Source organism: Streptomyces sp. NPDC007917, from assembly GCF_042959105.1.
GTDB lineage: Bacteria > Actinomycetota > Actinomycetes > Streptomycetales > Streptomycetaceae > Streptomyces.
Window position 1 is genome coordinate 33,881 of sequence record NZ_JBIBKK010000026.1, and the last position, 20,505, is coordinate 54,385.

The 20,505-nt window shown below is 73.0% G+C and carries 14 protein-coding genes; 7 read left to right on the top strand and 7 right to left on the bottom strand.

Features of this window, described 5'->3' with window-relative positions:
- Window positions 1-12: 12 nt before the first annotated feature.
- Both ACFZDL_RS36275 and ACFZDL_RS36280 read right to left on the bottom strand, forming a co-directional pair.
- The gene (locus ACFZDL_RS36275) at window positions 13-2,289 is read right to left on the bottom strand and encodes a bifunctional glycosyltransferase family 2 protein/CDP-glycerol:glycerophosphate glycerophosphotransferase (protein ID WP_353594933.1); all 2,277 of its coding nucleotides are present in this window, start codon (window positions 2,287-2,289) and stop codon (window positions 13-15) included.
- A 141-nt stretch (window positions 2,290-2,430) separates the two neighbouring features.
- A complete protein-coding gene (locus tag ACFZDL_RS36280) occupies window positions 2,431-3,306 on the bottom strand; it encodes an MBL fold metallo-hydrolase (protein WP_353594932.1) in 876 nt (291 codons plus the stop codon).
- 130 nt (window positions 3,307-3,436) lie between these two features.
- On the opposite strand from ACFZDL_RS36280, the gene ACFZDL_RS36285 reads away from it, so the two are divergent.
- Entirely contained in the window at window positions 3,437-3,874 is a 438-nt protein-coding gene (locus ACFZDL_RS36285) for a MarR family transcriptional regulator (RefSeq protein WP_353594931.1), read from the top strand.
- A gap of 57 nt (window positions 3,875-3,931) precedes the next feature.
- Here the strand turns inward: ACFZDL_RS36285 and ACFZDL_RS36290 are convergent, their stop codons facing one another.
- The 4 genes from ACFZDL_RS36290 to ACFZDL_RS36305 all read right to left on the bottom strand — a co-directional run bounded on the left by ACFZDL_RS36290 (window position 3,932) and on the right by ACFZDL_RS36305 (window position 12,155).
- The gene (locus tag ACFZDL_RS36290) at window positions 3,932-4,813 is read right to left on the bottom strand and encodes a carbohydrate ABC transporter permease (protein WP_353594930.1); all 882 of its coding nucleotides are present in this window, start codon (window positions 4,811-4,813) and stop codon (window positions 3,932-3,934) included.
- Window positions 4,810-6,171 carry a sugar ABC transporter permease gene (locus tag ACFZDL_RS36295; protein ID WP_353594929.1) on the bottom strand — a complete coding sequence of 454 codons (1,362 nt, stop codon included), beginning with the start codon at window positions 6,169-6,171 and terminating at the stop codon, window positions 4,810-4,812. Before ACFZDL_RS36295 ends, ACFZDL_RS36290 begins: the two co-directional genes overlap by 4 nt.
- A gap of 24 nt (window positions 6,172-6,195) precedes the next feature.
- Window positions 6,196-7,572, bottom strand: coding sequence for an extracellular solute-binding protein (locus ACFZDL_RS36300; RefSeq protein WP_353594927.1), 1,377 nt, complete (start codon window positions 7,570-7,572; stop codon window positions 6,196-6,198).
- A 317-nt stretch (window positions 7,573-7,889) separates the two neighbouring features.
- Window positions 7,890-12,155 carry an FHA domain-containing protein gene (locus ACFZDL_RS36305; RefSeq protein ID WP_353594926.1) on the bottom strand — a complete coding sequence of 1,422 codons (4,266 nt, stop codon included), beginning with the start codon at window positions 12,153-12,155 and terminating at the stop codon, window positions 7,890-7,892.
- A 563-nt stretch (window positions 12,156-12,718) separates the two neighbouring features.
- Here ACFZDL_RS36305 and ACFZDL_RS36310 point away from each other — a divergent pair.
- The 4 genes from ACFZDL_RS36310 (at window position 12,719) to ACFZDL_RS36325 (ending at window position 18,163) form a co-directional block, all read left to right on the top strand.
- The gene (locus tag ACFZDL_RS36310; protein ID WP_353594925.1) at window positions 12,719-14,446 is read left to right on the top strand and encodes a serine/threonine-protein kinase; all 1,728 of its coding nucleotides are present in this window, start codon (window positions 12,719-12,721) and stop codon (window positions 14,444-14,446) included.
- Window positions 14,447-14,636: 190 nt separating this feature from the next.
- Entirely contained in the window at window positions 14,637-15,944 is a 1,308-nt protein-coding gene (locus tag ACFZDL_RS36315) for a serine/threonine-protein kinase (RefSeq protein ID WP_353594924.1), read from the top strand.
- 115 nt (window positions 15,945-16,059) lie between these two features.
- Entirely contained in the window at window positions 16,060-17,172 is a 1,113-nt protein-coding gene (gene prfB, locus ACFZDL_RS36320) for a peptide chain release factor 2 (RefSeq protein WP_353594923.1), read from the top strand.
- A 313-nt stretch (window positions 17,173-17,485) separates the two neighbouring features.
- A complete protein-coding gene (locus tag ACFZDL_RS36325) occupies window positions 17,486-18,163 on the top strand; it encodes a hypothetical protein (RefSeq protein ID WP_353594922.1) in 678 nt (225 codons plus the stop codon).
- A 144-nt stretch (window positions 18,164-18,307) separates the two neighbouring features.
- On the opposite strand, the gene ACFZDL_RS36330 is transcribed toward ACFZDL_RS36325, so the two are convergent.
- On the bottom strand, window positions 18,308-18,502 hold the full coding sequence (locus tag ACFZDL_RS36330) for a hypothetical protein (protein WP_353594921.1): 195 nt from the start codon (window positions 18,500-18,502) through the stop codon (window positions 18,308-18,310).
- Between the two features lie 327 nt (window positions 18,503-18,829).
- Between ACFZDL_RS36330 and ftsE the strand changes: the two genes are divergently transcribed.
- Window positions 18,830-19,519, top strand: coding sequence for a cell division ATP-binding protein FtsE (ftsE, locus tag ACFZDL_RS36335; RefSeq protein WP_353594920.1), 690 nt, complete (start codon window positions 18,830-18,832; stop codon window positions 19,517-19,519).
- A 9-nt stretch (window positions 19,520-19,528) separates the two neighbouring features.
- Window positions 19,529-20,440, top strand: a complete 912-nt coding sequence (ftsX, locus tag ACFZDL_RS36340; RefSeq protein WP_353594919.1) for a permease-like cell division protein FtsX — start codon at window positions 19,529-19,531, stop codon at window positions 20,438-20,440.
- Window positions 20,441-20,505 lie beyond the last annotated feature (65 nt).

Consider the following 20,505-nt stretch of genomic DNA (forward strand, 5'->3'; position numbering starts at 1 on the left):
CGGCCGCGCGGGCTACGAGGGCACCTGGGCCGAGGGGGCGGCCGGTGCCGGAGCCGGTGTTGGAGCCGGTGCCGGAGCCGGGCGGCACGCGGCGGGAGCGGGGCGGCGGTCGGCGAGCGGGACGACGGGCGGCAGGTCGCCTGCGGCCGCGCCGAGGAAGACCCGCCGCACCACGCGCTCGGCGGCCCGCCCGTCGTCGTACGGGCAAAAGCGCGCCCGGAAGGCGGCGCGCGGGGCGTCGTAGCGGGGGTCGCACCAGGCGGAGCCGGCGAAGAGGGCGATCAGCTCCTCCTCGGAGCGGGAGACCGGTCCTGGCGGGGCGGCGGTGATGTCGAAGTAGGTGCCGCGGGCGGCGCGGTAGGCGTCCCAGTCGTCGGCGTGGACGACGATCGGGCGGTCGAGGTTGGCGTAGTCGAACATGATCGACGAGTAGTCGGTGAGCAGCGCGTCGGCGGCCAGGCACAGCTCCTCGACGCTCGCGTGCCCCGAGACGTCGATGACCTGACCGCTCCCCGCCTCGCCCTGGCCGCCGTGTGCCCCGTAGAAGTAGTGCGGCCGCACCAGGAAGGTGAAGCCGGGGCCGAGCGCCCGGGCCACCCGCTCCAGGTCAAGCCGCGGCAGATAGCCGCGCTGGTAGTCGCGGTGCGTGGGCGCGTACAGCACCGCCGTGGTGCCCTCCGGGACGCCGAGCCGCTGCCGCACCCGCGCCACGTCCTCGGCAGTGGCGCGCTGGAAGACGTCGTTGCGCGGAAAGCCGTACTCGAGCGTGGCGTAGCCGGACGGATAGACCCGCTCCCACACCAGCGTGGAGTGGCGGTTGGCGGAGAGGCTGAAGTCCCAGCGGTCCACCCGCTCCAGCAGCTCATGGAAATCGATGGAGCGGGCGGCGGCCGGGCGGTCGAGCAGATCCAGGCCCATGTGCTTGAGCGGGGTGCCGTGGTGGGTCTGCAGATGGATCTGGCCGGGCCGCTTGCGCAGCCGGGGCGTGAAGTTGACGTTGTTGACCAGGTAGGCGGCGCGGGCGAGCGCGGTCCAGTACGCGGGCGAGCCGGGGTGCAGCCGGCGCACGCCGGGCGGCAGGGTGTGCGCGTACTCGCGGGTGGTGATCCACGCGGTGCGGATATGCGGGGCGAGTTCGCGGACCTTCGCCTCGATCGCCGCCGGATTACAGGCGTAGCCCTTGTGCCAGTACGCCGCGAACACCGCGAGCCGGCGGTCGAGCGGGCGCAGCCGCTGCAGCCGGTAGTGCGCCCGCAGCGCCACCGCGCGCAGCCAGGAGTACCCGGCCGCCCCCAGCTCCCCGGCCCGCCGCCGCATCCGGTCGGCGCCGCGCAGGAACTGGAACACCCGGCGGGCCCCGATGCGCAGCAGCAGCCCCCGCCACCAGGCGCGCCCCGGCGGGCTGCTCGCGCCGCCGGGCCGGTAGCGCCGGTGATGTGCCCCGGCCCGGCGGAAGAACTCGGCGCGCGCGCCGCGCGGCAGCCGCCCGGGCGCGGTGAAGACGGCCGCGAGGTGGTCCAGCATCCGCTGGAACAGCGCGGGCCGCCAGTGCGCCAGGTCCGGGCGGCCGTCCAGGAACCGGAAGACCCGGTCGTACTGTTCGAAGACGTCCAGGTGGCGGCGGCTGGGCGTACGCAGGATGCCACCGCGCCGCCGCTGCCGGTAGTGCACGCAGACCCGGTCGAGCACGGCGAGCGAACGGGCGGTCAGCAGCACGGGGTAGGTCCAGGGGGTGTCCTCGTAGTACCCCGGCGGGAAGGTGAACCCCTCCCGCTCCAGGAAGTCCCTCCGGTACGCCTTGTTCCACGCCACCATCAGCAGCCGCAGCAGCTCGGGCCGGTCGTCCAGCCGGAACGACGGCGGCCCGCTCTGGCGCAGCAGCTCCGCCCGTACGTTCCGCACCGCCCGGCCGGTCCAGTACACCCGTGCGTAGTCGAACAGCAGCACCTCCGGGTCCCCGGTGGCCGCCAGCCGCCCGGCGATCGCCCGCAGCGCCCCGGGCGCGAGCGTGTCGTCCCCGTCGAGGAACAGCACATAGTCCCCGGTGGCCCGCCCCATTCCGGCGTTACGGGCCGGTCCGAGCCCCATGTTGGCGCTGAGGTGCACGGGCCGCACCCGCGGATCGCGGGCCGCGGCGTCGTCGATGATCGAGCCGCAGGCGTCGGGGGAGCGGTCGTCGACCGCGATCAGCTCGAAGTCGGTGAAGTCCTGCGTGAGCACCGAGCGCAGACAGTCATGGAGGTAGGGCTGGACCTGATACGCGGGCACGATGACGCTGAACCGGGGCAAAGCGCATCCCATCGGTCGAGGCGGTGCGGATGTGGTTTATCAGCATCATCGGAACGTACGCACAATGCGGGGCGACGCGTGCCGGGGAGGCGCGGAAACCAACCCGTTCGGCGCAGCGGCGCCGGGCGCCGCCGCTGCGCATCAGGCGTCGACGGGGTGCCAGGCGGGGCCGTTCGCGCCGGGGCGGACCTGGCCGAACACCACGTCGGCCAGGTGGATGCCGAAGCCGATGGTGTCGGGCTCTTGGAGCTCGGCGACGAGTTGGCGGCGGAAGGCGGTGGACTGAGTGGAGTCGTGGTCGACGACCGAGGACCATTCCGGGTGTTCGACCTGGATCGGCGAGTGCAGGGCGTCGCCGAAGGCGATCAGCCGTTTTCCGCCCGCGGTGATGACATAGGCGGCATGACCGGGCGTATGGCCGGGGATGAACCGCACGCGCACACCGGGAAAGATCTCCTCGCCGTCCGAGATGGTTCGGACGTACGGCTCCAGCGCGACGAGCGTCTCCTTGCTGGTGTGGTGTGCCTCGAGGAGGTGGCGCTGGGACCATTCGGGCTCGGCCACCAGATAGTCGGCGTGGGCGAAGGCGGGGCGATCGCCGTCCGGGGCGGGGTGCCAGGCCCAGCCGAGGTGGTCGGGGTGCAGATGGGTGAAGGCCACCGCTTCGATGTCCTGGGGGGCGCGGCCGAGTTGGGCCAGGTTGTCCAGGAGTGCGCCGCCGTGGATGGCGCCGATCGCGCTGCCGGGCTCGGCCGGGAACGACTGCGGTCCGAAGCCGGTGTCGATCAGCAGGGCCCGGTCGCCGTTCTCCACCAGCAGGCCGCCGAGGCCCGCCGCGAGATGGCCGGAGTCGTCCAGGTACTCCGGGTGGGCGGCCCACACCGCGTCGGTGGTCTCCGGGAGCCAGCCGCGCGGGGTGAGCTGCACCGCCCCGTCCGGTACGTACGTCACCTTGGTCTCGCCGAGCCGCAGTGACCGTAGGACCGCCGGCCGGCGCAGCCGCTCGTTCTCGCTCATGGTTGTTGGTTCCTTCCCCGATGGCGGAGGGGGTCGTTGCCGCAACCATAAGCATCAAGTTAGAACTATTCAAGCTCGCAATATCCAAGCTCGCAATGTCCAGGCTTTACGTACTTGCTAGGATGGCCGCATGACGAACCCGGAAGCGCAAGCCATCGCGGAACGGCAGCTGTGCGGTCTGGTGAACGGGATGGCCGACCGGATCGCGGACCATCTGCGGCAGCGCGCGGCCACGCTGGGGCTCACCGCCCCCCAAGCGACCGCGCTGCGCGAGCTGAGCGGGCCGTTGACCATGCGAGAGCTCGCCGACCGCATGAGCTGCGAGCCCTCCAACGCCACCTTCGTCGTCGACAAGCTCGAAAAGCAGGGCCTGATCGAACGCCGCCCGCACCCGACCGACCGCCGCGCCAAGCAACTGGTGCTCACCCCGCAGGGCACCGCGCTCCGGGACCGGCTCCTCGGACTCCTGGGCGCGGACTCCCCGCTCGCGGGCCTCAGTCAAGAGGAGCAGCAGACCCTGCACCAGCTGCTGGAGCGGGCCATCACCCACCCCACCGCGCAGCACTGAGCCGGCCGGCCCTCGGCGGGCCGACCGGCTCAGTGCGTGTGGTTCAGCAGGTTCTGGTCACTTCACCGCGCCCGCCATCACCCCGGCGACGAACTGCCGCTGGAAGGCGAAGAAGACGGCCAGCGGGATCACCATCGAGATGAAGGCGCCAGGGCCCAGGATGTCGATGTTGTTGCCGAACTGCCGCACCTGCTGCTGCAGCGCCACCGTGATCGGCGGGTTGCCGCTGTCCGCGAAGATCAGCGCGATCAGCATGTCGTTCCACACCCACAGGAACTGGAAGATGCCGAGCGAGGCGATGGCCGGCCCGCCCAGCGGCATGACGACCCGTACGAACAGCCGCAGCTCGCCCGCCCCGTCCAGCCGCGCCGCCTCCAGCAGTTCGCGCGGGATCTCCGCGAAGAAGTTCCGCAGCAGGAATATCGCGAAGGGCAGACCGAAGGCGGTGTGGAAGAGCACCACGCCCGTCGTCGTCTGGAAGATGCCGATCTCGCCGAAGAGCTTGGCGACCGGGATCAGCGCGACCTGTACGGGGACGACGAGCAGGCCGACCACGACCAGGAACCACCAGTCGCGGCCGGGGAAGTCCATCCAGGCGAAGGCGTAGCCCGCCAGGGCGCCGAGCACCACCACCAGCACGGTGGCCGGGATGGTGATCGCGAGGGTGGTCCACAGCGAGTCGGTGATCTGCTGGTTGGACAGCAGATCGTCGTACGCGCTGAAGGTGAGCTGCCCCGGGTCGGTGAAGACCTTCCACCAGCCCGAGACGGCCACCTCGGAGGGATCGCGCAGCGAGGAGAGCAGCAGCCCGACCGTGGGCATCAGCCAGAACAGCCCGATCAGGATGAGGACGACCCGCATCACCCCGCCGCCGGCCCGGGCCGCGATCCGCGCGGCGAGCGACTGCTTGGCTTCTACGACCGTGTCCGCGCTGGTCATCGACGGCGCTCCCTTCGGATCCGGCGGATGTTGAAGAACATGACGGGCGCTACGAACACCAGCAGGAACACGGCGATCGCGCTGCCGAGGCCCTGGTTGACGTCGGTCCCGAAGGAGGACTGATACAGCTGGAGGGCGAGCACATTGGCCTCGTCCTGGCTGGCGCCCGGCGCGATGATGTACACCAGGTCGAAGATCTTCAGGACGTTGATCATGAGGGTGACGACCACCACCGAAAGCACCGGCGCCAGCAGTGGCACGGTCACCCGCCGGAAGACCTGCCACTCATTGGCGCCGTCCATCCGCGCCGCCTCCAGCAACTCGCGCGGCACACCCGCGAGCCCCGCCGCGATCAGCACCATCGCGAAACCGGCCCAGATCCAGACGTACGAGCCGATGATGGCCGGGGTGACCAGCGACGGGCCGAGCCAGTCCACCCCGTTGTACGGCTGGCCGAAGTTCCAGGCGGGCAGCCGCAGCTCGGCGCCGTCCGCCTTCGCGGGGAGGGTGTACGTACCGTCGGCGCGGGACTTGGCCGTGGCGACGACCTTGCCGTCCTTCACCGCCTCGATCTTGACGTCGGCGAGCGCCTTCTCGCCCTTGTCGATCGCGTTGTGCTTGCCGCGGTCGCCCTTGGTGAAGTCGAACCAGACCGTGCCGGTGACCTTCCCGGCCTCCGGCTTCGCCGCCTTGGCCTCCTGCGCGCCGCTCACGTCGTCGCGCTTGGCGCCGACCAGCGGCAGCGAGAGGGGGGTGCCCGCCTTCGCCGTCGCGTCGGTGGTGAACGCCCCGTTCGACGCCTCGGTCATCCCGGCGTCCGGCCGTGGATGGGCGCCGGGGAAGGGCGGCGACTCGGTGAACGTGTCGTGCACGCTCACCCAGATGGCGTTGGCCACGCCCCGGTCCGGGTCGGCCTCGTACACCAGCCGGAAGATGATGCCCGCCGCCAGCATCGAGATCGCCATCGGCATGAAGACGACCAGTTTGAAGGCCGTGCCCCAGCGCACGCGCTCGGTCAGCACGGCGAAGATCAGGCCGAGGGCGGTGGCCACGGACGGGGCGACGATGACCCAGACGATGTTGTTCTTGATCGCCGTCAGCGTCGCGTCGTCGCTGAACATCTCGCGGTAGTTGTCCAGACCGACGAAACCGTCACCCGACGCGTCGAAGAGACTGCGGTAGACGGAGTAGCCGATCGGGTAGACGACGAGCGCGCCGAGCAGCACCAGCGCGGGCAGCAGGAAGATCCCCGCCACCCACAGGCGGGTGCCCGTGATGCTTTTCCTCTTCTTGTTCTTTTCCTGCGCAGGCGCTACGCGGCCAGGTGCTGCCGCGCCGCCCGCTGTCGCGGTCGACATGATGTGGATCTCCCGGTCGCGTCGTCAGTTCCCGTACGCCTTGGCGGCATCGCGCTCCAGCTGGCGCTGAATGCCCTCGACATCCTTGGGGTTCTTCAGGAAGTCCTGGAGCGCTTTCCACTCGCCCTGGGCCGGCTTGCCGCCGAACGAGGCCGGGGCCTGGTCGGACATGTCGAAGCGGAAGTTGTCGCCCGCGCCTATCACCGCTTTGGCGATCTTGCGCAGCGGCTCATTGGGGTAGACGCTCAGGTCGAGCTTCTTGTTCGCCGAGATGAAGCCGCCCGCCTGGGCCCAGATGTGGGCGGCGTCGGGCGAGGCCAGGAAGGTCAGCAGGGCCTGGGAGGCCTCGCTGTTCTTCAGCGCCACGGCCACGTCGCCGCCGGTGACCACCGGAGCGGTGTCACCCACGGCCGGGAACGGGAAGACCTTCGCCTCCGAGCCCAGCTTCGCCCCCGCGTCGGAGACATTGGCCGCGGCGAAGTCCCCTTCGAAGACCATCGCGGCGTCCGGCTCGGCGGCGTTGGCGAAGGCCTTGACGACCGAGTCCGGGAACGCCGTCCGCAGCGCGCCGGACCTGCCCCCCGCGAGCAGCCCCTTGGCGCCCCACAGCTCGGCCAGCGTCTTGAGCGCCCGCGTCACCGAGGGATCGGTCCACTTGATCTTGTGCTGGGCCAGCAGATCGTACTTCTCCGGCCCCGCCTGGGAGAGATAGACGTTCTCGAACCAGTCGGTGAGCGTCCAGCCGTCCGAGCCGCCGACCGAGACCGGGTCGGTGCCGGAGTCGGAGATCAGCTGCGCCTGGGCGAGGAAGTCCTTCCAGGTCTTCGCCTCCTTGGCGCCCGCGTACTCGAACGCGGAGGTGTTGTACCAGATCAGCGACTTGTTGCTGACCTTGAAGTAGACGCCGTACTGCTTGCCCTTGTACGAGCCGAGCTCCTGCCAGCCCTTCGAGAAGTTCTTCTTCAGCTCGGCCTTGGTGGCGTCGTTGACCGGCTTGGCCCAGCCTTTCTGCGCGAACTCGCGCAACACGCCGACCTGGCCGACCAGCGCGACATCGGGCGGCTGGCCGCCCGCCATCTTCGAGCCGACGAAGCCCGCCATGTCGTCGCCGCTGGGCACGAACGACACCTTGGCGCCGGTGCGCTTCTCGAACTCGTCGAGCACCTTGGTGAAGTTCTTCTGCTCGGTGCCCGTCCACACAGCCGTGACCTCCAGCTGCTTGCCCTTGAGATGGGGCAGCTTGACGGTCACGGGTGGCGGGCTGCCGCTGTCGGCCTCCCCGTCGTCGGTGCCGCAGCCCGCGGCGGTGAGCATCAGCGCCCCCGCCGAGCAAAAGGCCAGCGCGGCTCGCGCCGAACGCTTCGTGCGCTTCCCGCGCTTCCTGCGAAGCGGTGTGAGCATCCCCGTTTTCCTCCCAAATCGGCCGTCCCCCCGCTGCGGCCGTGTCCCGTGCCGACAGTCCTACGCCCGGTCACGGTCCGTCGCAATACCGTTTTCTGCGGTAACTCTCCGATTGTGACCGGGCCGTGATGAACAGTCAGGAAGGAACGGGGCACGGCGGTCAGACAGGAGGATCGGACGATCAATTCCGAAAGTCGGACGGGTCGGATGGGGCGGATAGGGGATCGGGCATTCCGGGCGGGGGGTTTCCGGGCGCGGCGCGGCACCGCGCCACGCCTGAGCGGTTGCGGTTGAGGTGAGACTCGGACGGTAGCGGGTCAGATCAGCGCGGGCGCGGTCGGCGCGCCCGCCGACTGCGCCGCGCGCTGCAGCGCGCTGGCGAGCAGGGCCAGGTCCGTGGGCCCGTTCCCCAGCTCCCGCACCGGGCGCCGGGCGGGCGGGTCGCCCGCCCGCTCCCAGTCGACCGCCACGACGGTGGGGCGCTGCGTCGCCGTACGCGGTATGCGCCCGGTCACCCGGCCCGCCTGGAACGGCGTGGAGGGGCTGGCCATGCCGTCGCGCCGCCGGTACAGCTGCCCGCGGCCGACGGCCGCTTCCGCCGCCCCGGAGCCACCGCCCGGGTCGGCGGGGCCGGTGGACGCACCGGAGGCCGTGGCCGAAAGCGGACGGTCCTCCAGCGTGACCCACAGCCCGGCGCGCTCGGCCGCCGCCGTGTCCGCCGTACGGTCAGGGCGGCCGGACGCCGCGACCAGATGCACCCCAAGGCGTGCGCCGTCGCGGGCGACCGCCTCCAGCGCCCGGACGACCGACCCGGCCGCCGGCCGGCCCGGGCTGCCCAGGGAGGGGGCGACCAGCGCGTCGAAGTCGTCGACGAGAACGACGAGCCGGGGCAGCGAGGCGGCTGCCGCCGCCTCCACGTCCTCCGAGCCGGGCAGGGTGCGCAGCCGCAGGGTGCCGCTGGAGGCGGAGTCGAGATCACCGGCCCGCCGGGGCGCGACCACCCGCGCCCCGCCACGACCGTCGCCGCCCGCGCCCTGCGCCGGGGCGCCCCCCACGTTCCGCGCCGGGCTGTCGCCGCCGGCACCGCCGCCCGGATACCCGCCCGCGCCACGGGCCGGGTCGTCGGAACGGCGGGCAGCGGCGCTGTCGGCGCCCCCCAGACGGCCGCCCGCCCCGCCGCCCACGCTCCGGGCCTGGGCATCGGGGTGACGGGCCGTGCTGCCGTCAGGGGTCACGTACGCGGCGCCGGCGCGGCCGCCGGCGTCGCGGGCTGAGGCGTCGCCGGTACTGGGGTCGCCTGGGCCGGAGGCGAGGGCGTGGCCCGTGCTGCGGGCCTGGGCGTGGGGGCGGCGGGCCCTGGCGCCGTCCGTGGCCGCGTACGCACGGCCGCTCGCGCCGCCGGCCGCTTCGCCCGTGCTCCGGGCCTGGGCGTCGGAGCGCCGGGCCGTACCGCCGTCGGCGTCCGCGGCGCCACCCGAACGCGCGCCCCCAGCCGTATGCCCGCCGGCGCCCGTATGCCCGCCGGCGCCCGTATGCCTGCCAGCGCCGCTCGCGCTCCGCGCGGAGGCGGCGCTCACACCCGCGCTCCCCGCGTCGGGGGCCGGAGCGGCGCCGGGGCCGCCCGCCGCGCCGCCGCTCGCGTGCCAGGTGACGAAGTCCTGGTCGCCCAGAAGCTCGGCGCGGTGCTTGAGCTCCGAGCTGAGCGCTTGGGCGAACTGCCGCATCCGGACCGGGTCGGAGGCCGCCAGATACGTCGAGACCTGCGGGAGGTCCGTGCACACCCGCAGCCCCTCGCCGCGCTCCGCGCCGCCGCCGTCGACGAGGACGAGCCCGAGGCGGTCCGGGCGCTCGGCGGCCGCGAGCGAGGCGGCGAGCGAGCGCAGGAGCTCCGTTTTGCCGGTGCCGGGCCCGCCGCCGATCAGCAGATGCGGGCCGTCGGCCACCAGGTCGACGGCGAGCGGGCCGCGCGGGCCCGCGCCCAGCACGGTCAGGGCCCGGCCGCCGGCCGGGACCTCGTCGGCGGCGGCCGCCCAGCGGGCCAGCAGCGAGGCGGGGGTGGCACGCGCCAGGCCCAGCTCGTCCAGCAGCCGCGACGCGCGCGGCAGCGGAGCGGCCGCCGGGCGGCCGGAGCCGGGGGCGCCGCCCTCCAGGGCGGAGTCGGCCGGGCGCAGGGGCGCCAGGGCCCGTGCGAACCGCTCGGCCCAGGCCGCCGACACCGCGTCGACCGTCGCCGCCGCGTCGGCCGCCCCGTCGTGGCTGCCCCGGCGCACGATCTGCAGCCCCGTGGCCACGTCGCCGCTCAGCAGCGCCGCCACCCCGCACGCGGCGAACACCGGGGACGCGGCACGGGCGGCCCCGTAGCTCGCCGACAGCGGAGAAGAGGGAGCCGTAGAGGACGCTGTGGGCGCCTCCACCAGGGACAGCAGATGGATTCCGGCCGCCGGGCCGCCCAGCGCCAGGGCCGCGAGCGTTTCGCGCAGCGCCGCCGGGCCGGGGTCGCCGTCCACGACGACCACGGTGTACGGGCCGGAGTGCCGGGCCGCGGCGGCCGCGACGGCCGCCGGGGACGCGGTCGCCCAGCCCGGTCCCGGCCGCCCGTCCTCCAGCCTCCGCACCAGCTCGTTCGTACGGGCCGTGGCCTGCTCCGGGTCGTAGGCCAGCAGCAGTCGGCAGTCCTGCCCGCGCAGCGGCTGCACATGGGGCAGCCAGCCGAGCCACGACCACTGCGCGAGCCGCTCGGCGACGGGGCGCCGGCTGTCCGTGCTGACCAGGATGATCTCCAGCGCGGCGGGCGAGTGCAGGGCCGCCAGCTGCGCCACGACAGAGCGGGCGAGCCCGGCCAGGCGGGCGCGCGGGCCCGCCAGGCCCAGCGAACCGGCCGCCCGCAGATCGACGGCCACGGGCGCGGCGGGCAGCAGCCCGCCACTCGCGGCGGGCCGGTCGGCCGACCCCAGCCGCACGCTCAGCGCGTCCGGGTGCCCCGGGCCGCGCTCCCACAGGCGCGGGCCCGGACCGAGCGCCGTCATCAGGACGGCGGCGGGATCGGGCCACCGCCGGTGCAGCGCGGCGGCCTCGGCGGCCGCATGGCCCGCGACGCCTCCCCCCGGCCCGTCGCAGCCCGCCTCGTCCGGCTCGGCCGCACCGAGCCCGGAGGCGAGCCGCCGCGCCCAGGCTCCTATGCCGCCCCGGCGCCGCACCTGCGCCCCGGCGACGTCATAGCCGCCCGGCCGCCCGCCCCGCGCTCCCGCGCCCCGGTCGTCCGGGGCGCCGCCGCCCGCGGCCGACGGGCCGCCCGGTGCTCCGGTGCGGTTTCCGCTCGCGGTGTGCCTGTCGGGCGCCCCGGTCTGCCAGGGGCCCTGGGGGCCGCCGTCCGCTGGTGGGTGCTGTGGTGCCGGATGCGAGCGCCCCGCGCCGCCTGCGGCCCCGCCGCCGGTCGGCTCCCCGCCCGGCCGCGCCGGAGCGTCGGCCCGGCCGTGGGCCGAAGCGGACTCCGCCCAGGCCGCGCCGCCGGCGGCCCACCGCCCCTGGCTCACCCCGGCGGCGCCGTAGTGCGTCGGGCTCTCGTCCGTCCCCGGCGGCAGGGTGCGCTCGTCGACCGGCCACCCGCCGTCGCCGCGCGCGGCCGGGCCGCCGCCCGGCGCGGGGCGCCCGGCGCGGCCCTGGCCGCCCTGGGCCGCGTATGGCTCGAATGTGTCCTTGGCCGTCGTGGGGCGGCCGGACATGCCGCCGTGCCCGGGGGCGCCCCGGTCGGCGGGCGCGGGCCGCCGCCCGGAGGGGAGCCAGTCGCCCTGGCCCGTCGTGGTGGCGGCCGGGGCGTGGGCCGGGGGCTCGGGGGCGGTGACCGGACGCACCTCCGGGGCGACGCGTAGGTGGCCCTCGCCGTCGGGGCGGGCCGGGAGGCGCTCGGGTGGGGCGGAGGAGGGGGAGGGGGCGCACAGGCGCAGGGCGGATTCGCCGATGCGCAGGAGGGCGCCCGGAGGCAGGGGGACGGCGCGGGGGCCGACGGGCGCGCCGTCGACCGCCGTGCCGTTCGTCGAGTCGAGGTCGGCGATGGTGACCCGGCCGTCGTCGGCGACCGTCACCGCGCAGTGCAGACGGGACACATCGGGGTCGTCGAGGGGGACGTCCGCGTCGACGGAGCGGCCGATGCGGACCTGGCCGCCGTGCAGCAGATGGACGCCGCCCGCGTCGGGCCCGGCCACCACGTCGAGCCGGACGGCCGCGTCGGGCGCGGCGGTCTCCGGCAGCCCCGGGTAGCCGGGGTAGCGCTCGGGGTCGGCCGGCGCGTTGAGCGCGAGGACCGCGCCGTCGACCAGGGGCGGCTCGCCGAGCGCGCAGCGCTGCGCGTCGAGCCGCTCGGCCCCCGCGTACAGCACGGCGCCGCCGCTGCCGCCCGTGTCGCAGCCGGCGGCGGCGAGGGCGGCGGCCAGGCCGCTGGTCACCGAAGCGAGGGCGGTGCCGACCGGGGCGGTCACCAGCACGTCCACGGCGCAGGGCCCGGTGTGAGCGTGGCCGGGCGCGGGCTGGCCCGGACGGCTCGGGTGGGCGCTGCGCGGCCCGAGGACGGTCAGCCGAATCTGCATAGCCGTCAACGGTCCCTTCTGTCCGGGGGGCCGGGCAGGGGCGCCGTTTCCCCCCACCGCCCCCAGGCGCGTCGGCACGTACAAGCTCCGTGCGTCCAAGCTCCGTACGGACGTACGGGCACGGGCGTACGGACACGGCGCGCGGGTCCCCCCGGCTCCCCACCGCATCCGTGCTGCGTGCATCCTCGCACCTGCCACTGACATTCCGCCCGCCGACCGTCGCTTCATGATCTTGATTGGTCGGCTGACTGGCCGAAACTGGTCGATTGTGACCGGGTCGGGGGTCCGGCGGGTGTCCTTTGTGGCGCCGGAGGGCCTGCATCCGTCCGCCCCTTGGCAACCATCTGTCCGGATCGTGCGTCTTCCCCGCAAGCCGCGCCCTCCGCCGCTCACCGGCGGCTCGTACGGAGATCAGTACGGCATGTCGTACGGCCCCACTACAGTGGGGCCGACGCAGGCGATGCCGGCGACGGGAACAGGCCGTCGGCAGAACGCGGACAACGCAGACGCAGGCAACGCAGACAACGCAAGCAAGATGGACCCACGACCAGGGAGCGCATGACGTGCGGCCGGTAGGCAGCAAGTACCTGCTCGAGGAGCCGCTCGGACGCGGAGCCACGGGCACCGTCTGGCGAGCCCGCCAGCGGGAGGCGGCGGGCGCCGAGGCCGCCGTGGCCGGGCAGCCCGGCGAGACCGTCGCGATCAAGGTCCTCAAGGAGGAGCTCGCGAACGACGCGGAGATCGTGATGCGCTTCCTGCGCGAGCGCTCCGTGCTGCTCCGGCTCACCCACCCCAACATCGTGCGCACCCGCGACCTGGTCGTCGAGGGCGATCTCCTCGCCCTGGTCATGGACCTGGTCGACGGCCCCGACCTGCACAACTACGTCCGCCGCAACGGCCCGTTCACGCCCGTGGCCGCCTCCCTGCTGATGGCCCAGATCGCCGACGCGCTCGCCGCCAGCCACGCCGACGGCATCGTGCACCGCGACCTCAAACCGGCCAACGTGCTGCTGGCCGGCACGGGCGAGGGCGAGGAGATGCACCCGCTGCTGACCGACTTCGGCATCGCGCGCCTCGCGGACTCTCCCGGCCTCACCCGCACCCATGAGTTCGTCGGCACGCCCGCCTATGTGGCGCCGGAGTCGGCCGAGGGCCGCCCGCAGACCTCGGCGGTGGACATCTACGGCGCCGGGATCATGCTGTACGAGCTGGTCACCGGCCGTCCTCCGTTCGCGGGCAACACCGCCCTCGAAGTGCTGCACCGGCACCTGAGCGAGGAGCCGCGCCGCCCCACCACCGTGCCCGAGCCCCTGTGGACGGTCATAGAGCGCTGTCTGCGCAAGAGCCCGGAGGAGCGGCCCAGCGCCGAGAACCTGGCCCGCGCGCTGCGCGTGGTCGCCGCGGGCGTCGGCGTGCACGCCACACCCGCGCAGGCCGAGGCCGCGCTCGGCGTCGGCGCGCTGCTCGCCCCGGACCCGGCGCCCGCCCCGGTGCCGGACACCGACCCCGCGGGCGCGGCCGACCCGACCCAGGTGCTCCCCTCGGGCGCCGGGGGCGCCCCCTCGTACGACCCCGCCGCGGCCACCAGCGTGCTGCCCCAGACCGGCGGCCCCGGCGGCGGCCCGAACGCCGACCCCACCCAGGTGCTGCCCGCGGGCTCCGGCCCGGCCTCCGGCGCCGACCCGACCCGCGCGATGCCGCCCGTGCCGCCCGGCGGCCAGGGCCCGGGTCAGGACGACCCGCACCCCTGGCAGAACCAGCTGCGCGCGGCGCGCGACCGCAACGAGCAGACGCAGGTCCAGTACCTCGACCCGAGCCAGGACCCGCTGCGCCGCCGCCCGCAGCGCCGCCCCGCCCCCCAGCAGCCGCAGCAGTATCAGCAGCCCCAGCAGTACCAGCCCCAGCAGCCCCAGCAGCCGCCGCGCCGGCAGCAGCGGCGCCAGCAGCAGCCGCCCCCGTACGCCCAGCAGCAGCCCCAGAACTACGCCCCGGCGCCGCACCACCCCCAGCAGCCGCAGCCCCAGCGCTACGCGCCGCCGCCCCCGCAGCCGCAGCAGCCCGAGCCGCGCCAGCCCCGGCAGCGCAGCTCCAGCCCGATGAAGATCCCCGGCATGGGGTGCCTCAAGGGCTGTCTGTTCGTGATCGTGATCCTGATCGTGGGTTCCTGGCTGATCTGGGAGCTGACCCCGCTCAAGGACTGGGTCGCCGAGGGCAAGAGCTACTGGGACGCGGTCACCGGCTGGATCACCGAGGTGAAGGACTGGATCTCCAAGCTCGGCGGGCCCAGCTGACCCACCTGCCCCAGCCGCCTCACGGCTCGAGGTCCTGTGGTCAAGGGCCCCGCCACTAAGGGGATTTGTCGACATCCGAAGGGTGTTTTCCGCGCAGAAGCGACAGTTGGCGCTGTCCATGGCCCCCAACGCGTCGGTAGCCGCGTAGCTTTGTCGCCAACGTGCCCCTGTCGGAGGAGTCGGAGCAGTCTTGTCACGGAAGATCGGCAGCCGGTACACCGCCAACCAGGTCCTGGGCCGCGGCAGTGCCGGCACGGTGTGGCTGGGCGAGGGTCCCGAGGGCCCGGTCGCCATCAAGCTCCTGCACGAGGAGCTCTCCTCCGACCAGGAGCTCGTCGGCCGCTTCGTACAGGAGCGCACCGCGCTGCTGAGCCTGGACCACCCCCGGGTGGTGGGCGTGCGCGACCTCGTCGTCGACGGAAACGACCTGGCCCTGGTCATGGACCTGGTGCGCGGCACGGATCTGCGCACCCGGCTCGACCGCGAGCGGCGGCTGGCCCCCGAGGCGGCGGTCGCCATCGCCGCGGACATCGCCGACGCCCTGGCCGCGGCCCACGCGGCCGGGATCGTGCACCGCGACGTCAAGCCGGAGAACGTGCTGCTGGACATGCAGGGCCCGCTGGGCCCCGGCGGCTCCCACCCGGCCCTGCTCACCGACTTCGGCGTGGCCCGCCTCGTGGACGCGCCGCGCCGGGCGCGCCCGCAGGGCACCGCCCAGGGCCGGGTCCAGAACCCGCGCAGCGTCATCGGCACCCCGGACTACCTCGCCCCCGAGATCGTCGAGGGGCTGCCGCCGCGGGCCAGCGTGGACGTGTACGCCCTCGCCACGGTCCTGTACGAGCTCCTGGCGGGCTTCACCCCCTTCGGCGGCGGCCACCTCGGCGCGATCCTGCGCCGCCATGTGACGGAGACCGTCGCACCGCTGCCCGGCATCCCCGACGAGCTGTGGCAGCTGCTGCTGCAGTGCCTGGCCAAGGCGCCGGCCTCCCGGCTGCGCGCCTCCGAGCTGGCGGCCCGGCTGCGCGAGCTGCTGCCGTCGCTGGCCGGCTATCCGCCGCTGGACATCGACGAGCCCGACGAGCCCGGGGCCGAGCCGGAGGGCCGGTACGACGAGGCGCCGGCGCCGCACCGCGCCCCGGCCGCCGAGGAGCCGCCGCGGCGCCGCGGCGCGGTGCCGCTGGTGCCCGGGGCGGTGCCCGACTCCAGCCGGGAGACGCACACCAGCATGCGGGTGCCCAGCGCGGACGAGCTCGCCGGGGGCCCGCACGGCACCGCGCGCGCCCCCCGGGTCAGCGGCCAGCGCCGCGCGGGCTCGGCCCGCAACCGCCCGGTCTCGGAGGCGGTGCGCCGCCGCCGGGTCAGGCTCGCGGTGGTCGCGGGGGCGCTGCTGGCCGCGGTGGGGATCGGCGGCTGGCTCGCGTCGGGCGGCGACGACGACGACGGCGGGGCGCCGAAGGGCGGCGAGCACTCGGCCCCCGCGGACCCGGGCGACCGCTGAGCCGGGTGCCCCGGCGGGGGCGCCTCCCGGCCGTGGCCGGGGGAGAACCGGGCCGGAAAAGGGCCCCCGCCCGCCCGTGGGCCCGGTCGCCCGTCCGGCCGGTTACGCTGGTGCCGTGGCAGTCGTCGATGTATCCGAAGAGCTGAAGTCCCTCTCCTCGACCATGGGGTCGATTGAGGCCGTCATGGACCTCGACAGGATGAGGGCCGACATCGCCGTGCTCGAGGAGCAGGCGGCGGCCCCCTCCCTGTGGGACGACCCCGAGAACGCACAGAAGATCACCAGCCGGCTGTCCTATCTGCAGGGCCAGCTGCGCAAGGCGGAGGAGCTCCGCGGCCGCATCGACGACCTCGAAGTGCTCTTCGAGCTCGCCGACGCCGAGGACGACGCCGACACCCGCGCCGAGGCGGTCGCCGAGCTGGACTCGGTGCGCAAGGCGGTCGAGGAGATGGAGGTGCGCACCCTCCTGTCCGGCGAGTACGACGCCCGCGAGGCGCTCGTCAACATCCGCGCCGAGGCCGGTGGCGTGGACGCCGCCGACTTCGCCGAGCAGCTGCAGCGGATGTATCTGCGCTGGGCCGAGCGCCATGGCTACAAGACCGAGGTGTACGAGACCTCGTACGCGGAAGAGGCCGGCATCAAGTCGACCACCTTCGCCGTCCAGGCCCCGTACGCCTACGGCACCCTCTCCGTCGAGCAGGGCACCCACCGCTTGGTGCGCATCTCGCCGTTCGACAACCAGGGCCGCCGTCAGACGTCCTTCGCGGGCGTGGAGGTGCTGCCCGTCGTCGAGCAGACCGACCACATCGAGATCGACGAGTCCGAGCTGCGCGTCGACGTCTACCGCTCCTCGGGCCCCGGTGGCCAGGGCGTCAACACCACGGACTCCGCGGTGCGCCTGACCCACATCCCGACCGGCATCGTGGTCTCCTGCCAGAACGAGCGCTCGCAGATCCAGAACAAGGCGACCGCGATGAACGTCCTCCAGGCCAAGCTGCTCGAGCGGCGCCGCCAGGAGGAGCAGGCCAAGATGGACGCGCTCAAGGGCGACGGCGGCAATTCCTGGGGCAACCAGATGCGTTCCTACGTCCTGCACCCGTACCAGATGGTCAAGGACCTGCGGACGGAGTTCGAGGTCGGCAACCCCCAGGCGGTGCTCGACGGCGAGTTGGACGGGTTCCTGGAGGCGGGCATCCGCTGGCGCAAGCAGCAGGAGCAGCAGAAGTAAGTAAGGCCTTGGCCGCCGCTTGACGGCGACTTGTCCGCGACGTGTCCGCGGGCTTGACGGCCAGTTGGTCACAGTCCTGTACCCATGCATCCGCCAACCACCTCCATAGCGGACATGTCGTGCGCAATGACCTTGACGGTCATATGAAAAGTGGGAAAGCTGACGCGCGGCATGCGTATGACTGGGGCGCGTGTGAACGGGGGCTCGCGGACCGCCTTGTGTGGCCGGTCCCGCGGATCAGAACTCCCCGCAGGCCGTTGCCCCATACATAGCTGCTCCATTGACGAGTACAGCTACTGGGGGTAGCAGGCAGATGACGAAGAAGACGCGGCTGCGCGTCGCGCGGATCGCGGCCGGCGCCGTGATCGCCGCCGGCGCGTCGCTGACCGCGGCCGGCGCCGCATCGGCCGTGGGTATCGACGTCGGCATCGGCGGCGTGGAGGCTTCGGTCAAGGCCGACGACAAGGGCGTGAACGTCGGCGTCGGCGTGGACAACCCGGACGACGACCCGACGACGATCCCGACGCCGACGGACGAGCCGACGACGACCAACCCGCCGACGACGAACCCGCCGACGACCAACCCGCCCACCACCAACCCGCCGACGACGAACCCGCCGACGACGAACCCGCCCACGAACGACCCGACGAAGCCGCCGACGGGCGAGCCGACCGGTAAGCCCACCGGCAAGCCGACCGCCGAGCCGACCAAGTCGCCCGGCACCGGCGGTGGCGGCGGCAGCGACGACTCCAACACCTGCACGGTGGAGCTCGACGGCACCGCCTGCCAGGACAACACCGACACCGACAGCGCCGGTGCCAAGCCGGTGGAGCAGAGCAAGCCCAAGGAGGGGCTGGCCAAGAAGGAGGAGCTGGCCGAGACCGGTGCCTCCGAGACGACCTTCCTGCTGGTCGGCGCCGCGACGATGATCGCGGGCGGCATCGGCTTCCGCCTCATGCCGCGTCTGGTCAACCGCAACACCGCGGCCTGATCACGCACCCGGCCGGACCGGGTGCGCCACGGTGACGCGAAAGGGCCCGGAGTGCGGCGTCACTCCGGGCCCCTCGTACGTGTGAGAAATGAAGCACGTCACTGAATGAAGCGGTACCCACCGCGACCCGGCCGCTACGGCCCGTTACGCGGCGGCGACCTGGTGGGCGAGCAGGGCCACCGCGATCAGCGCCACCAGCAGCGCTATCAGGGCGGCCGGCGTCAGCCCGCCGAAGCCGCCGGCCTGCTGCAGACGCTCCTTGCTGGCCCGGCAGACCGGGCAGCGGCCCTCGCTGACGGGGCTCGCGCAGTTGGCGCAGACAAGCCTGTCATACGTCATGCGCTCTTCTCCTCCCGCGCGGCGATGCCGCCGTAGACACTGGGCCAACGCTCGGGGAAATGTGTTGGTTCCCCCTCCACTGTGCCAGCTTCCGCCCGGTTCGGCGCGCCCCGCACGATTCCGTACCGCATCCGTACCGGTTCCGTAGCTGTTTCGGACAGCCCAGCGGGAGGGTTGTCAACCGTTTGCCCCCAATAGTGCTGTGAATGGGCGCACCAACCCCGAACGGCGCCTGCAAGCTCGCGCGCGGTTCGCGTATGGTCACGCACACCGACGGGAGCCCTCGCGGCCACCCGTACCCCTACCCAGGTCGACCGTGGTGCTTCAGTGATCCGATTCGACAACGTATCCAAGACCTACCCCAAGCAGAACCGTCCCGCACTTCGGGATGTCTCGCTCGAGATCGAGAAGGGGGAGTTCGTCTTTTTGGTGGGCTCCTCGGGGTCGGGCAAATCCACCTTTCTGCGTCTGCTGCTGCGCGAGGAGCGTGCCAGCCATGGCGCGGTCCATGTGCTGGGCAAGGACCTGGCCCGGCTGTCCAACTGGAAGGTGCCGCAGATGCGCCGCCAGCTGGGCACGGTTTTCCAGGACTTCCGGCTGCTCCCCAACAAGACGGTGGGGGAGAACGTGGCCTTCGCGCTGGAGGTGATCGGCAAGCCGCGCACCGCCATCCGCAAGACCGTCCCCGAAGTGCTGGACTTGGTGGGACTGGGCGGAAAACAGGACCGTATGCCCGGTGAGCTCTCCGGCGGTGAGCAGCAGCGGGTCGCCATCGCCCGCGCGTTCGTCAACCGGCCGCTGCTGCTGATCGCCGACGAGCCGACCGGAAACCTGGACCCGCAGACGTCCGTCGGCATCATGAAGCTGCTGGACCGGATCAACCGGACCGGGACCACGGTGGTGATGGCCACCCACGACCAGCAGATCGTCGACCAGATGCGCAAGCGCGTGATCGAACTTGAAAAGGGCCGTCTCGTGCGCGACCAGTCCCGCGGCGTTTACGGCTACCAGCACTGAAAGGACGCCATGCGCGCCCAGTTCGTCCTGTCGGAGATCGGCGTCGGTCTCCGCCGCAATCTCACCATGACCTTCGCGGTGATCGTCTCCGTCGCCCTCTCGCTCGCCCTGTTCGGCGGGTCCCTGCTCATGCGCGAGCAGGTGAGCACGATGAAGGGTTATTGGTACGACAAGGTCAACGTCTCCATCTTCCTGTGCAACAAGCAGGACAAGGAGACCTCGCCCAACTGCTCCAAGGGCCCCGTCACCGACGCACAGAAGGCGGAGATCCGCTCCGAGCTCAAGCAGATGAGCATCGTCGAGAGCGTCCAGTTCGAGACCGCGGAGGAGGCGTACAAGCACTACCAGGAGGAGTTCGGCGACTCGCCGCTGGCCGACTCGCTGACCCCGGACCAGATGCAGGAGTCCTTCCGGATCAAGCTCAAGAACCCGGAGAAGTACAAGGTCATCTCCACCGCCTTCGCCGGCCGTCCCGGGGTGCAGGAAGTCCGGGACCAGAAGGAAGTCGTCGACGACCTCTTCAAGCTCCTCAACGGCATGAATCTCGCGGCGCTGGGGGTGATGTCGCTCATGCTGGTCGTCGCGTTGATGCTGATCGTCAACACGGTGCGGGTGTCGGCGTTCTCCCGCCGCCGGGAGACCGGGATCATGCGGCTGGTCGGCGCGTCCAGCTTCTACATCCAGATGCCGTTCATCCTGGAGGCGGCCATCGCGGGCCTGCTGGGCGCGGCCTTCGCGTGTGTGCTGCTGGTGGGCGGCTACTACTTCCTGGTCAAGAACTGGCTGGCGGGCCAGATCAGAGTGATCAACTTCATTGGCGGCGACGCGGTGCTGGCCAAGCTGCCGCTGGTGCTGGCGATCGGGCTGCTGATGCCCGCCTTCGCGGCGTTCTTCGCGCTCCGCAAGTACCTCAAGGTGTGACATTCGTCCAGGGCGCCGTACCTCACAACCGCCGGTACGGCGCCCTGGGTTGCCCTACACTCACC

Excerpts from the sequence above, each read along its gene's own strand:
- ACFZDL_RS36330 (WP_353594921.1), bottom strand. The coding sequence starts at position 18,502 with ATGACGTATGACAGGCTTGTCTGCGCCAACTGCGCGAGCCCCGTCAGC.
- ACFZDL_RS36300 (WP_353594927.1), bottom strand. The coding sequence starts at position 7,572 with ATGCTCACACCGCTTCGCAGGAAGCGCGGGAAGCGCACGAAGCGTTCG.
- ACFZDL_RS36295 (WP_353594929.1), bottom strand. The coding sequence starts at position 6,171 with ATGTCGACCGCGACAGCGGGCGGCGCGGCAGCACCTGGCCGCGTAGCG.
- ACFZDL_RS36325 (WP_353594922.1), top strand. The coding sequence starts at position 17,486 with ATGACGAAGAAGACGCGGCTGCGCGTCGCGCGGATCGCGGCCGGCGCC.
- ACFZDL_RS36285 (WP_353594931.1), top strand. The coding sequence starts at position 3,437 with ATGACGAACCCGGAAGCGCAAGCCATCGCGGAACGGCAGCTGTGCGGT.
- ftsX (WP_353594919.1), top strand. The coding sequence starts at position 19,529 with ATGCGCGCCCAGTTCGTCCTGTCGGAGATCGGCGTCGGTCTCCGCCGC.
- ACFZDL_RS36290 (WP_353594930.1), bottom strand. The coding sequence starts at position 4,813 with ATGACCAGCGCGGACACGGTCGTAGAAGCCAAGCAGTCGCTCGCCGCG.
- ACFZDL_RS36305 (WP_353594926.1), bottom strand. The coding sequence starts at position 12,155 with ATGCAGATTCGGCTGACCGTCCTCGGGCCGCGCAGCGCCCACCCGAGC.
- ACFZDL_RS36280 (WP_353594932.1), bottom strand. The coding sequence starts at position 3,306 with ATGAGCGAGAACGAGCGGCTGCGCCGGCCGGCGGTCCTACGGTCACTG.